We start from the raw sequence: 12,745 nt of genomic DNA on the forward strand, positions 1-12,745 counted from the left end.
TATCACCGGATCATGCGTTCACCGACTCGAGTTCCTCCGGTTCCGGCACCGGCGTTGTCTTCGGCTTGGGCAAGAACGCGTAGACCAGACAAACCACCCCGAACAGCAGGTAACCGAGCGCCACCTTCGGCTCGGCGGCCCAGGCGACCGCTGGGGCGTGAATGAGTCCGATGAAGCTCATCGCCGCACCGACTGCCGACGCGATCGCCGCGTGAATGAACTTCTTCTCGATGACGAACACCGTCATCGACCCCAAGATCAATCCCGCCAGAATCGCGCCTTGGCCGAGCGTCAGCAGGCCGTCGTACACCACGCCGGCATTACCCAGCGCCGCGGCTCCGACTTTGTCGGCACTGGTCCCCGCCGCTGCGAGCGCGTTGTCGATGAGTCCGCTCGCCCACTGCGCCAGGTTCGGCAGCAGCGCCGCAACCACGGCAATCGCGTGCGCCTTCGGGACTGCCTGGAACGCCTGGGCGCCGATGAGTAGACCGATGTAGAGCAGAATCGGCACGATCGCGGGGATCGGAAGCAGGGTTGCGAGCACCCCGAACAGCCCGAGGAAACACAACAAGCCGATCGCGGCGCCAGCGGCGAGCGAGTATCCGACGCGACCGCCCGCGTCCTTCCAACCCGGGTGCCCGATGTAGACCGCGGGCGGGAACGGCGAACCGAACGCCGAGCCGATGATCGCTCCCGCGCCGTCCGCGAGCAGGACGCTACGCAGGTTGTAGCTGTCCCCTGCCGCGGCCGCGCTCTCGACGTTGCTCATCGCTTCCGTGAAGTTGTAGACACCCAACGGAATCGCGGTACCCAGAAGCGGCGCAAGGTCTTTGAGCCCGTTGAACAGCATGTCCAGGCGCAGGTCGGGCAGACCGATCGCAACCTGCTTGACGGCCTCGCCGACGTCGGGTGCGGACATGAAACCGCCCGCCCAGCCGATGGCGGTACCTACCAACAGCGCCGCCAGGCCGACGGGGATGTTGCCCGGCAGCTTCACGTCGGTGAAGAACCCGATGAGGATGATCGCCAGCACCGGCAGCCCGATCCACGCGGCTTCCCACATCTGGGCGGCCGGACGCATCGAGATGAACGTGATCGAAATACCGGCGAGCGTGCCGAGCATCGCGGCGCGAGGTGTCAGTTTGCGGATGTACGGCCCGACGAACGCGCCGATCATGACGATGACACCGATGAGGAACGCCCAGGCCAAACCCGCCTGCCAGGCCTGCATCGGGTCCTTGGTGGACAGATACACCGGCAGCATGACGACGAACACCACGATGAACATGTGCGGCACGCTCGGCCCGTAGGGCAGACCGGTGACGTCGCTGCGGTTCTCCCGCTTGGCGAGGTTTCGGGCCAGGACCGTGTAGTACAGATTGCCGAGCACCAACGCGACGCCAAGAGCCGGCAGGATGGTGCCGAGCACGTCCGAACTCGGGACCTTGATGACGAAGATCATCAGCGTCGTCAAGGTGAGGACGTTGACCAGAATGTTGAACCCGAGGCCGAACGAGGCGTTCACGTCACCGCGGGTCCAGAGCGGGAGCTTCGTCGGGGCGCTCATCCTGCCACCTCGACGAACTCGCTGGTGATCGCACCGCGAACCGCCGAACTGGGCGCGACCCAACCGAAAATGCCACCCTGCGCGGCGACCATTTCCAGGCCGACCCGCTGGAATTCGGGGAAATATGAACCGACACAATCGGATACGACCAGGCAGTCGTATCCGCGGTCGTTGGCCTCGCGCACGGTCGTGTGCACGCAGACTTCCGTCGTCACGCCCGTGACGATGAGCTGCTCGATCCGCTCGGCCTCGAGGATGGTTTCGAAATCGGTGCCGTAGAAGGCGCCCTTGCCGGGTTTGTCGACGATGTACTCACCGCGCGCCGGCTGGAGTTCGTCGATGAAGTCGTGGCCGTACTCACCCCGGATGAGAATGCGGCCGAAGCGACCCGAGTCGCCAATGCGCTGGGACGGATTTCCGCGCCGAAGTTTCGCAGGTGGACAGTCCGACAAATCCGGTCTGTGTCCCTCACGCGTATGAATGATCGTCATTCCCGCCGCGCGGCAGTCATCGAGCAGTCCGCGCAGCGGACCAACGACCTTGCGCAACTGATAGACGTCGTTGCCCAAGGATTCGCCGAAGCCGCCGGGCAGGAGGAAATCGCGTTGCATATCGATGATGACAAGTGCGGTCGTCTCGACGTCGAACGGAAAGGGCGAGGGTTGTGCTGGGATCATGCGGGCTCCTAGGGCGAGCGGAGTGACAGGGATGTCATTGCAGAGACGCTTGAAGCGCGGCTGCGACATGGAGAACGGTGTCGTCCGACAAAGCGGGCCCGAGGACCATGACGCTCGCCGGACGGCCGTCTTCGGTGAGTCCTGCGGGGACCGAAATCCCGACCAGGTCCAGCAGATTTCCGAAGTGTGTGTAATGCCCGAGCATCGTGTTGCACCCGATGGGGTTGGCCAACACCTCCTCGACGGTGAACGTCGTGCCGATCGTGGGCACGACCATCACATCCATGTCGCGCCACAGACGGGCTACCTCGAACTTGAGGACCTGCAACTGTTGCTGGGCGCGGAACGCCTCGATCGCCGTGAATTTGTATCCACTGCGCAGGATTTCGCGCACCACCGGATGGATGGATTCGGGTGATTCGGTCAGGAGATCCTCGAACTCGACGAGACGCTCGGCGACCCACGGACCCTGATAAAGCAGTTCGCCGGCGGCGAGGAACGGCCGCAACGAAACCTCGACGGTCTTGAAGTCGTCGGCGATCGTTTCCCGGGCCCGGGTGTGGGCGATTCGCATGGGTTCGTCGCCGAAGAAACTCAGCTGGTCGCCGGGAGGAAGGCCGATGCGCAACTCCCGGCCGTCATAGGCCGGCCCGCGGGCGCGGCTCCACTCGTAGCCGTCGTCCGGCGCCGCGATGACATCGAAAACCGTACGAATATCGGCGACGGTGCCCGCCATCAACGTGACGCAGTCGAGTGACTTGCAGGCCGGCACGAGCCCGACCGCGCTGATCACCCCGCGGGACGGCTTGAATCCCACAATTCCGTTGAGCGCGGCCGGAACCCGTCCCGAACCCGCGGTATCGGTGGCGACGGCGAAGGGCACCTCACCGAGCGCGACAGCGAGCGCGGACCCCGAGCTGGAACCTCCGGAGATCAGGTCATTGCCGTAAACGCTCCGGGGAATCGTGTACGCGGTCCGCGTCCCGTTCAGTCCGGTCGCGAGCTGATCGAGGTTCGTCTTTCCGACGTATAGGGCGCCCGCATCGAGCAACCGCTGAACCGCGGGAGCCGTGGTCTCGGCGACATACGCGAAGTCGGGGCAGGCCAGTGTGGTCGGCTGTCCCGCGACGTCGATGCTGTCTTTGACGGCGAAGGGAACTCCGTACAACGGCACGTCCGGCGACCACGAGACCCCGGCCTGTCCGAGCAGCGCGTCCCGCCCGACATAGGTGATCCACGTGCCGTCGTCACCGCGCGCCTCGATGACCTCGGCGACCCGCGCCGCGGTCTTCCGTGGTGAACCGGCGCCGCGGTGCTCGGCCAGCACGTCGGCGATCGAGGGGCCGACCTGGGGCCCGGGCGTCGTGTCTGGGCGGGGCATGAGGAGAGTCTTTTCCCAGCGTGTGGCGGCTGTGGAAAGGCGCTGTGTCCATCGTGTTGCCCATGTGAACTTCATGCTTCACAGGCGCTGGTTCTGGACCGTGAGGTCGCCGATACTGGCTCTATGGAACGCGTCATCGCAGATGCTGCACAGTTTCCGCTCGCGCCGACTGTGGACATGTCCTGGCTCGACCGGGTTCGGACAATGCGTGCGTTCAACACTGCCCCGCAGAGATTTCGCGACGCGGGCGGACCGGTCGTCATCATTCCCTTCGGCCCGAAGTTCCTGGTTCCGACGTTCGCGATGGTGACGTCCCCGCAGGGGGCACGCCATGTCCTGGCGGGGTCGGACGAGACCTTCGACAAGTGGATGGTCGTGCACGTCGAAGGCCGGCACTGGCTCGGCGAGAACGTCTTTTCGCAGACCCACACCCCGTGGGTTCCGCGACGCCGCGCCTTGCAGCCGGCGTTCACGAAGCAGAATGTGCGCAACTATGCGGGTCAGATGGTCGCGTCGGCGCAGTCCGCGGCCGACGACTGGGCGCAACGCGGAACGGTCGACCTCAACGCCGAAATTCGGCGCCTGACCCTGCAAGTGGTCGGGTTGTCGGTATTCGGCACCGACCTCGGCTCGCACGACATGGAACTCGGTCGTTCTCTGGAACAGCAAGTCCGATTCGTCACCAATCGCGCCCTTCGGCCCATCCGCGCTCCGTACTGGCTGCCGACCCCGTACCGCCGGCGGTTCCGTAGGGCCCAGGCGGTGACGATGCGCATCATCAACCAAGCGGTGGACGACGCGATCGCGGATCCAACCCGCAACGCACCGCTCATTCGTGAGGTCCTCGACGCCAAGGATCCCGAGACGGGGCGCGGCCTCACGCGCGCGGAGGTCGCACAGGAGCTCTTCGCCTTCGCCTTCGCGGGACACGACACGACCGCTACCACCTTGACCTACGCGCTGTGGCAGGTCGGTCGCGACGTCGACCTGCAGAATCGCATCGCGGCCGAGGTGAAAGCGTTGGGCGATCGGCCGCTCACGGCAGCCGATGTGGCGGACCTCCCGCTCACCGTCGCGGTCATCCACGAGGCGTTGCGGATGTTCCCGCCGGCGCCGCTCATCGGCCGGATGGCCATGCGCGATGCGGTGGTCGACGGGTTCCGCATCCCCGCCGGGACCAACGTCATGGTCGGCGCGATTGCGTTGCATCGAGATCCGGCACTGTGGTCGAATCCGGACGCGTTCGAACCGGACCGGTTCATGCCAGGTAACGGAGCTGACCGGGACCGCTGGCAGTTCATTCCCTTCGGCGGGGGTCCGCGAACGTGCATCGGCGACCATTTCGCGATGCTCGAAGCCGCGCTCGCGCTGGCGACCGTAGTGCGGGCGGCGAAGTTCGAATCCGTGAGTACGGAGATCACGCCCGCACTGCCCTTCACGATGACCGTCGCCGGCCGGGTCGACGCCAAGGTCACCCGGCGAACCTGAGGAGTCTGCGCGAACTTGTCGTAGGTATTCGGCAGACTGGGACCCGTGCAGCTACCTGTCATGCCGCCCGTCAAGCCGATGCTCGCGAAAACGCACGCCGGAGTACCGCGTGACCCCGGCCTCTTGTTCGAACCGAAGTGGGATGGCTTCCGCTGCATCGTGTTCCGCGACGGCGACACCGTCGAACTCGGTTCCCGCAACGATCGACCGCTCACGCGCTACTTCCCCGAACTCGTCGATCTCCTCAAGGAGGCGCTGCCCGAACGCTGTGTCGTCGACGGCGAGATCGTCATCGTGACTGGTCAGGGGCTCGATTTCGACACCCTTCAGAATCGCCTGCACCCCGCCGAGTCCCGGGTGCGCAAGCTCGCGAAGGAGACGCCCGCGAGTTTCGTCGCGTTCGACCTGCTCGCGCTCGGCGACGAGGACGTCACCGGCAAGCCGTTCCGCGAGCGACGGGCTCTGCTCGAATCGATGCTCGACGCCAGTGAGCTCCAGCGCGTGCACCTCACTCCCCTGACCGACGATCCCGATGTCGCGCAGGATTGGTTCACCCGATTCGAGGGCGCTGGTTTCGATGGCGTGATGGCCAAGTCGGCCGACTTGTCCTACCAGCAAGACAAGCGCGTCATGCTCAAGATCAAGCACGAGAGGACGGCAGACTGCGTCGTCGCCGGCTTCCGCTGGCACAAGGACGGCGAGGGCGTCGGGTCGTTGTTGCTCGGCCTGTTCGACGACGAAGGCACGCTGCATCATGTCGGCGTTGCCGCGAGTTTCACTGCGGCCAAACGAAAGTCACTCGTCACTGAGCTGGCGCCGCTGCGCGAGAACGCGCTGGAGTCGCATCCGTGGCGCGAGTGGGCGGACTTCATGGCCCAGCAGGCGGGCGGACGAATGCCGGGCGGCCTGAGCCGGTGGAACAACGGCAAGGATCTGAGCTGGGAGCCGCTGCGGACCGAACTCGTCGCCGAGGTGCGCTACGAGCACTTGCAGTCCGGAAGGTTCCGGCATGGGGCTCGCCTCGTCCACTTCCGCTCTGACCGCACGCCCGAGTCGTGCACCTATGCGCAGCTCGACGAAGCCGCGCCCGCGGAGCTCGGTGAGATCTTCCAGGAAGCAAAATGACCGAGATCGCCGGCGTCACGGTGTCGAGTCCGGAGAAGATCTACTTCCCCGCGACCGGCTGGACCAAGCTCGAGCTCGCGCAGTATTACGAGGCGGTCGCCGAGCCACTGCTCGAGGCACTCGGCGGGCGTCCCGTCATGATGGAGCGCTACCCCGAGGGCGCCGGCGGGCCGTCGTTCTTTCAAAAAAGAGTTCCGAAAAATTCGCCCGACTGGCTGACGACCGCCGTCGTCTCCACCCCCAACGGAACGACCAGCGAAGCACTCGTCGTCGCCGATCTTGCGCACATCATCTGGGGAGTGAACTTGGGCTGTATCGGGTTCCACGTGTGGCCCTACCACGCGGCCGAACCGGAGTTCGCGGACCAGTTGCGGATCGACCTCGACCCCTCGCCCGGCATCACCTTCGCTCAGTTGCGCGAGGGTGCTGTCCTCACAAAGGAACTCCTCGACGAACTCGGCATCGCGGCGCAGGTGAAAACGTCCGGATCTCGCGGATTGCACATCTACGCGCCGCTGGACCCCAGGTGGGACAGCTTTCAGGTTCGGGCCGCCGCCGTCGCGCTCGCCCGGGAACTCGAGCGGCGACACCCCGAGAAGATGACCGCGCAGTGGTGGAAAGAGGAACGCGGACAACGCGTCTTCGTGGACTTCAACCAGAATGCGCCGCATAAAACGGTGTTCGGCGCGTGGTGTGCGCGACCGGTCGTCGGCGGCCAGGTGTCGACGCCGCTGTCGTGGGACGAACTCGACGAGATAGACCCGAAAGCGCTGACGATCAAGACGGTGCCGGAGCGCTTCGCCACTTCTGGCGACCCGTGGGCAAACGCCGTTCCACAGTCGATCGAAGCCCTCCTCGAGATGAGTGAGCGTGATCTTGCTTCGGGGATGATGGACGCACCATGGCCGCCCGTGTACCCGAAGATGCCCAACGAACCACCGAGAGTGGCTCCGAGCAGGGCAAAGAAGCAAACGTAAGAATTACGTTACCAACCCTTATTCACCCATAAAAGATTCACATAGGTGAAACCAAGGGAAACAATTTCGAGTGGCGATCTTTCACAATCGCAGACTAACCTCGAATGCAGTCGGCACCGGTCGACATTCGACGAGGCAGCGCAGTCTCGGTTACCCCCTTGTTTCGAGGAGCACTGCGATGAGCTTCATGAGTTTGGCTGATTCACCATTTCTGCTGATCGAGTCGCGCGAACACCCCATGCACGTCGGCTCAGTGATGATCCTGCGCAAGCCCGAGGACGCAGGACCTGGGTATCTCGGGGACCTCCATCGCCATCTGCTGACCTTCGACAAGCTGCGGCCTATGTTCCGCAAGCACCCGAAGTCGCCGGTCAACAGCGCTGGTCTGCTCATGTGGACCGAGGAGCGCGAGGTCGATATGGAGTACCACGTCCGGATGTCCGCGCTGCCGTACCCCGGTAACGAGGGCCAACTGCTCGACCTCATCGGCCGGATGCACAGCACATTGCTCGACCGCCATCGTCCGTTGTGGGAATTCCACCTGATCGACGGCCTGATGGGCGACCGCTTCGCCATCTACATCAAGCTGCACCACGCGCTCGTCGACGGCGTGGGCGGAGTGAGCATCGTCAAGCGCGGGCTCTCCGAGACGCCGGATATCAAGAGCACCCTGCCGTTCTGGGCTCAGGATGGCAGCGCGCCCCCGAAGACCCGCCGGGCACCCATTCGATCGCCATGGGACACCGCGAAGATGGTTGCGAACGGCGTCGCGGGCACGGTCAAGACCTTCGCCAAGTCCGGCACTCAGATGCTCCGTGACGACGCCCTGGTCACGCCGTATGCGGCACCACGCACGATGTTCAACGTTCCGATCACGGGTGCCCGACGGGTCGCCTATCGCGGCTTCCCGCTCCAGCGTCTCAAGGACGTCGCGGTTGCACACGGCGCGACCGTGAACGACATCGTCCTCGCGATGAGCTCCGGAGGACTGCGCCGCTACCTCGAGGACAAGGACGGGCTCCCCGAACAGTCGTTGACCGCCGCGGTCCCGGTATCGCTGAAGGACAAGAACGACGCCGGCGAAGGCAACCTCATCTCGTTGATCTTGTGCGAACTCGGCACCAACATCGAAGAGCCTAAGGAACGCCTCGACGCCATCAAGATGTCGATCGGCGCCGCCAAGCAAACGCTCAAGGGTGCCGATGCCGTGCAGGCGATGGCCTTCAGCGGCGTCGTCGTGGGCGGCCCGGCCGTGCTGAATCTCGTCCCCGGCATGACGAAGGCGCGTCCCCCGTACAACCTGATCATCAGCAATGTGCCCGGTCCCAAGAACGCCGCCTACTGGAACGGCTGCTTGGTCGAGCGCGTGTACCCGATGTCACTGGCGCTCGAAGGACAGGCCCTCAACATCACGGTGGTCAGCTACAACGGGATGATCGGATTCGGGCTGGTCGGCTGCCGGTCCGGCGTGCCGCACATGGGCCGCATCCTCGCGTACATGGAGGAGAGCCTCGAGGAACTCGAGCGCGCGAGCGGACTCTCGACCGCCTGGCTTACCTACGCCGAGTGAGCCGCGATCCAGGACAGGACGTCGTTCATGACGACGTCCTTTTCTGGCTCGTTGAGGATCTCGTGGTACAGCCCGTCGTACGTCTTGAGCGTCTTGTCCGCGGAACCAGCCTTCTCGTAGGCGAGGTCGGCACCGGCCGGCGAGACGATCTTGTCCGCCGTGCCGCTGGCGACGAGAAGCGGCACCGTCAGTGAGCCGAGGTTGGCGACGACGTCGTCTGCGGCCTTGAGGATTTCGGCGGCCGTGCGCGACCGGACCTTCCCGGTGAACATGAGCGGGTTGGTTCGGTGGTACTCGACGATCGCGGGGTCGCGGCTCACATGCTCCGAATCGAGCGCGACTGCCCCGAGGTTCGGCGCGACGACCGACAACACCTTGCCAGCGGCGATCAGCGCCGGGCCGGCGACCGTCTGGACGAGCGCCGGTGCCGACACGATGAGGCCGCGGATGTCCGGCTTGTCGCGAATGACGTACGACAGGGAAACGAGTCCGCCCATGCTGTGCCCGAGAACGAACAGCGGGAGGTCAGGGTGCGCCTCGCGCGCTTTCCGCACGAGCGAACCGACACCGTCCAGCACCTGGGACCAGCGGTAGAGCTGGCCGCGGACGCCGTCGGAGCGACCGTGACCGGAGTGGTCGAGTGCGTACACCGCGTACCCGGCGCCGTTCAACTGCTCGGCGACCCAGTCGTAGCGAGCGCTGTGTTCGTGGAGACCGTGCACGACGACGACCACGCCCTTCAGCGCGCCCTCGGGCTCCCACGCCTGCCAGTACAGGTTGCGACCTTCGGCACCGGCGAGAGTTCCCTCCGTGTGTCCAGCCATCGGTGTCTCCTTAGTTTCGGTCAGTTCGCCGACTGTCCCCGCACGCCAAGCGCGAGAACCTCATCGAAGCCATTCTGTAGGCATTCCACCAGCAAAGCAGGCTGAGAGACAGCGTCGCCGTCACACGTCACAGCGACACAGCAGGTGTCGCCCTGAATCGCGAGCGTTGTCGTCAGGGCCGCAGAGTCGAGCGCCTGGAACGCGAACAGCTCCTTGACCCGGGCGCCCGCGATGAATGCCGGGGTCGTCAGTTCCCCGACTACCGTCGAGATGAGGTCGGCAGGTCCGCGCGAAGACGATGAGCCGTCGGCTAACGCAGCGATGCGCTCGGCCGGATTCTGGAGTCCGATCGGAGCGTCGCGAACCTCTCCACGAATCGATACCGGCAACGATTCCAGGGTCACCCAATACCGCTGGTGATACTGGTCGATGCCGCCGAGGACGGCGGCCAGGTAAGCGTCTTCGATCGTTCCGCCGGCGGTGGCGGCGGCGCGCGCGAGAGCTGACGCACTGCAGGAGACGACACCGAGCCTTGGCCGGATTCCGCGCCGAGCGGTCCACAGCGGCGATCGCCGCACGGTCGACAGTCCGATGATCGAGCCGACATAGCGAAGGCTCTCACCCGCGGTTCGGCGGGGGTGAATCGCGATGCGAAGCGACGTCTCGACCGATGTTCGGATCGACGATCGCAGCAGCGTCGTCACGTCCAGCGGCAGACGTCTCGTCTGCTCGATCAGGTTGTCGAGAAGCGATGGCAGGTACTCCCGCCGCCGCGCAGGTAGGCCGCCATTGCGACCGGTGGGACGTCCACTCATGAGTCGTTCGAGCAGGGCAAGCCCGCCGACGCTCTCCATCAGTGCGCGATGAAACCGCAGGATGTAGGCGTTGCAGCCCTCGACCAGGGTCGCTTCCCACAACGGCTTCGAGACATCGATCGGAAACGTCGATATCGACTGCGCCAGTGCCAGCAGCTCGGGAAGTCCACCTTCGACCGTGGTGCGCGTCAGATGATCGGCAAGCCGAAACGTCCCGGCGGCACTCCACACTGGAACTGCGGTCGTCAGCTTGGACTCGACGACTCGCTCCGACAGACGCGGCGCGACGGTGAGAGCCCATTCGTGTGCAGCCCACACGCGCTCCCAGCTCGGACCATCGTCCAGCACCATGACGATCGTCACCGTTGACGACGCGCCAGCCCGCCACCAGAGCAGCTGGGCCTCGCTCATCTCGATCACGATCACCCCCGCGGTTACCACGTCGCGCCCAACATACCTGTGCTTGCGATGAGCGTTGACGGCGATATCCCAGACGTTCGCCTAGCCGCGCCCTGGATGTGATCGAGATATAGGTCGACCGACCGATGAACGATCGACAAGCTGGGGTTATAGTCACGTCAACAAATGACGTTCATCACATATTCACCCTCTGTTTCCGGAACGGGAGCTGGCATGACTAAGCAGTTCGAAGCACCTGGAAAGGGCCCTTGGGAGCTGGAGACGGCGCACTTCCCACGGCCGCTCAGCGCCTTCATGCAGGAACCGTTGGTTAATGGATTCATCCGTGGATTCACCGACACGATGGCTCGCTACGGTACCTTGCTCGACCACATGCACCCGGCGGTCGTCAACGGGTGGACCTACCAGCAACCGCGCGCGTACCTGGCTCCCGCCGGAGCCATGGGTCCTCCGCCGGCACCGGTTCTGTGGCTGCTGACCCGCCTGCACCCGAAGATGCGCGCCCGGATCGCAGTCGGCAAGAAGGCGATCGACACCAAGCAGTGGCGTCGCGACCTCGAGCAGTGGGACACCGTCGACAAGCCGGCCGCGATCGCCAAGCACCGCGCGATCCAGTCCGTAGATGTGGCCGCACTCGACGACGCGGCACTCGCCGAGCATCTTCTGCGCGTGGAAACCCACGTCAACGAGATGATCGCGCTGCACCACAAGCACACGGCGACGGTCATCGTGCCGAACGGCGACTACATTGCCGGCGGTCAGGAATGGACCGGCGCCAGCGTGGGTGAACTGCTCGAACTCGTCGGCGGCACGTCGCCGATCTCGCTCGGCTTTGCCGCCGATGAACTCGACACCGCGGGTTCGGCCATCCGCGCAAGCAAGGCTGCGATGAAGGCCCTCCACAAGGACCGTGATCCGGCGCAGATTCTTCTCGCGCTCCAGGCTGATGAGTCCGCGGGTCCTGCGGTCAGCGCGTACATCGATGCCGTCCAGTACCGCTCGGTGGGATACGACGTCGGCGACCCGACCGCCGGCGAGATGCCTGAACAGTTGGTCGCGACGCTCAAGCAAGCCGCGACGGAGGAGATCGGGCGCCGCAAGCCGGCCGATCCGACGGCGATCCGGAACCGCGTGCCGGCCGAACACCGCGTGGATTTCGACGAGCGCCTCGCCGAGCTGCAGTTCATCAACCGCCTGCGCGACGAGCGCGGTCAGTACTCCGACGGCTGGGGCACCGGGCTGGCGCGTCGTGCGATTCTCGAGGCCGGCAAGCGCCTCGAACAGCGTGAACTGCTCAACAGTGCCCTGCACGCGCCGGACCTGACGTGTGACGAACTCCGTTCTCTCCTGCTCACCGGCGAAGGCCCCAGCGTGGTCGACGTCGAAGCGCGCTACCTCTACCGCACGACGGCAAAGATCGAGGATGTCCCCGCGTTCCTCAACGCGATGCCGTCTCCCCCGCCGCCGGCGCACCTGCTGCCCAAGGACGCGCGGCGCCTCGCGATTGCGGTCGACGCGATGATCTCGAACCTCTTCGTGCCCTCGGACAAGCCCAACGAAGCGACGGTTCTGCGCGGTCTCCCCGTCAGCCCGGGCACCTACGTCGGCACCGCACGCATCGTCGACAGTCCGGCCGACTTCGGCAAGATCCAACAGGGCGACATCCTGGTCACGCGCGCCACATCGCCGTACTTCAACGTCATCCTGCCGCTCCTCGGAGCGATCGTCACCGACCGTGGCGGGCAGTTGTGCCACGCTGCGATCGTCGCCCGCGAGTTCGGCATCCCAGCGGTCGTCGGCACCCGTGAGGCCACCGCGAAGATCACCGACGGTGCCACGATCGAGGTTGACTCGGTGTCCGGTGAGGTGCGCATCCAGGCCAGCGAGTTGGTGAAGTAAGC

At 65.1% G+C, this 12,745-nt stretch carries 10 protein-coding genes; 5 read left to right on the forward strand and 5 right to left on the reverse strand.

The window, feature by feature from the left end; genetic code table 11:
- Positions 1-10 precede the first annotated feature (10 nt).
- The 3 genes from F600_RS29075 to F600_RS29080 are packed head-to-tail and all read right to left on the reverse strand — an operon-like array spanning position 11 to position 3,625.
- On the reverse strand, positions 11-1,567 hold the full coding sequence (locus F600_RS29075; RefSeq protein WP_018162388.1) for a SulP family inorganic anion transporter: 1,557 nt from the start codon (positions 1,565-1,567) through the stop codon (positions 11-13).
- Positions 1,564-2,244 carry a cysteine hydrolase family protein gene (locus tag F600_RS0119800; RefSeq protein ID WP_018162389.1) on the reverse strand — a complete coding sequence of 227 codons (681 nt, stop codon included), beginning with the start codon at positions 2,242-2,244 and terminating at the stop codon, positions 1,564-1,566. The genes F600_RS29075 and F600_RS0119800 overlap by 4 nt, the downstream gene beginning before the upstream one ends.
- Positions 2,245-2,278: 34 nt before the next feature.
- Entirely contained in the window at positions 2,279-3,625 is a 1,347-nt protein-coding gene (locus tag F600_RS29080; RefSeq protein WP_051090856.1) for an allophanate hydrolase, read from the reverse strand.
- Positions 3,626-3,748: 123 nt separating this feature from the next.
- On the opposite strand from F600_RS29080, the gene F600_RS0119810 reads away from it, so the two are divergent.
- From F600_RS0119810 to F600_RS0119825, 4 genes are all read left to right on the forward strand, one after another.
- Positions 3,749-5,113 carry a cytochrome P450 gene (locus F600_RS0119810; RefSeq protein ID WP_018162391.1) on the forward strand — a complete coding sequence of 455 codons (1,365 nt, stop codon included), beginning with the start codon at positions 3,749-3,751 and terminating at the stop codon, positions 5,111-5,113.
- A 45-nt stretch (positions 5,114-5,158) separates the two neighbouring features.
- On the forward strand, positions 5,159-6,238 hold the full coding sequence (locus F600_RS0119815; RefSeq protein ID WP_026306747.1) for an ATP-dependent DNA ligase: 1,080 nt from the start codon (positions 5,159-5,161) through the stop codon (positions 6,236-6,238).
- Entirely contained in the window at positions 6,235-7,215 is a 981-nt protein-coding gene (gene ligD, locus F600_RS0119820) for a non-homologous end-joining DNA ligase (protein WP_018162393.1), read from the forward strand. The genes F600_RS0119815 and ligD overlap by 4 nt, the downstream gene beginning before the upstream one ends.
- 178 nt (positions 7,216-7,393) lie before the next feature.
- Complete coding sequence (locus F600_RS0119825) at positions 7,394-8,785, forward strand: WS/DGAT/MGAT family O-acyltransferase (RefSeq protein ID WP_018162394.1); 1,392 nt, start codon at positions 7,394-7,396, stop codon at positions 8,783-8,785.
- Here F600_RS0119825 and F600_RS0119830 read toward each other — a convergent pair.
- Together F600_RS0119830 and F600_RS0119835 are read right to left on the reverse strand one after the other, a co-directional pair.
- Entirely contained in the window at positions 8,773-9,609 is an 837-nt protein-coding gene (locus F600_RS0119830) for an alpha/beta hydrolase (protein ID WP_018162395.1), read from the reverse strand. The two genes, F600_RS0119825 and F600_RS0119830, sit on opposite strands and share 13 nt — an antisense overlap.
- A 20-nt stretch (positions 9,610-9,629) precedes the next feature.
- Complete coding sequence (locus F600_RS0119835) at positions 9,630-10,835, reverse strand: wax ester/triacylglycerol synthase domain-containing protein (RefSeq protein ID WP_156024688.1); 1,206 nt, start codon at positions 10,833-10,835, stop codon at positions 9,630-9,632.
- Between the two features lie 222 nt (positions 10,836-11,057).
- On the opposite strand from F600_RS0119835, the gene F600_RS0119840 reads away from it, so the two are divergent.
- Complete coding sequence (locus tag F600_RS0119840; protein ID WP_162141452.1) at positions 11,058-12,743, forward strand: PEP-utilizing enzyme; 1,686 nt, start codon at positions 11,058-11,060, stop codon at positions 12,741-12,743.
- Positions 12,744-12,745 lie beyond the last annotated feature (2 nt).

It is taken from the genome of Smaragdicoccus niigatensis DSM 44881 = NBRC 103563 (genome assembly GCF_000380645.1).
Taxonomy (GTDB): Bacteria; Actinomycetota; Actinomycetes; order Mycobacteriales; family Mycobacteriaceae; genus Smaragdicoccus; species Smaragdicoccus niigatensis.

Coding starts and splice junctions, on each gene's coding strand:
- F600_RS0119800 (WP_018162389.1), bottom strand. CDS start 2,244: ATGATCCCAGCACAACCCTCGCCCTTTCCGTTCGACGTCGAGACGACC.
- F600_RS0119830 (WP_018162395.1), bottom strand. CDS start 9,609: ATGGCTGGACACACGGAGGGAACTCTCGCCGGTGCCGAAGGTCGCAAC.
- ligD (WP_018162393.1), top strand. CDS start 6,235: ATGACCGAGATCGCCGGCGTCACGGTGTCGAGTCCGGAGAAGATCTAC.
- F600_RS0119810 (WP_018162391.1), top strand. CDS start 3,749: ATGGAACGCGTCATCGCAGATGCTGCACAGTTTCCGCTCGCGCCGACT.
- F600_RS29075 (WP_018162388.1), bottom strand. CDS start 1,567: ATGAGCGCCCCGACGAAGCTCCCGCTCTGGACCCGCGGTGACGTGAAC.
- F600_RS0119825 (WP_018162394.1), top strand. CDS start 7,394: ATGAGCTTCATGAGTTTGGCTGATTCACCATTTCTGCTGATCGAGTCG.
- F600_RS0119840 (WP_162141452.1), top strand. CDS start 11,058: ATGACTAAGCAGTTCGAAGCACCTGGAAAGGGCCCTTGGGAGCTGGAG.
- F600_RS29080 (WP_051090856.1), bottom strand. CDS start 3,625: ATGCCCCGCCCAGACACGACGCCCGGGCCCCAGGTCGGCCCCTCGATC.
- F600_RS0119835 (WP_156024688.1), bottom strand. CDS start 10,835: ATGAGCGAGGCCCAGCTGCTCTGGTGGCGGGCTGGCGCGTCGTCAACG.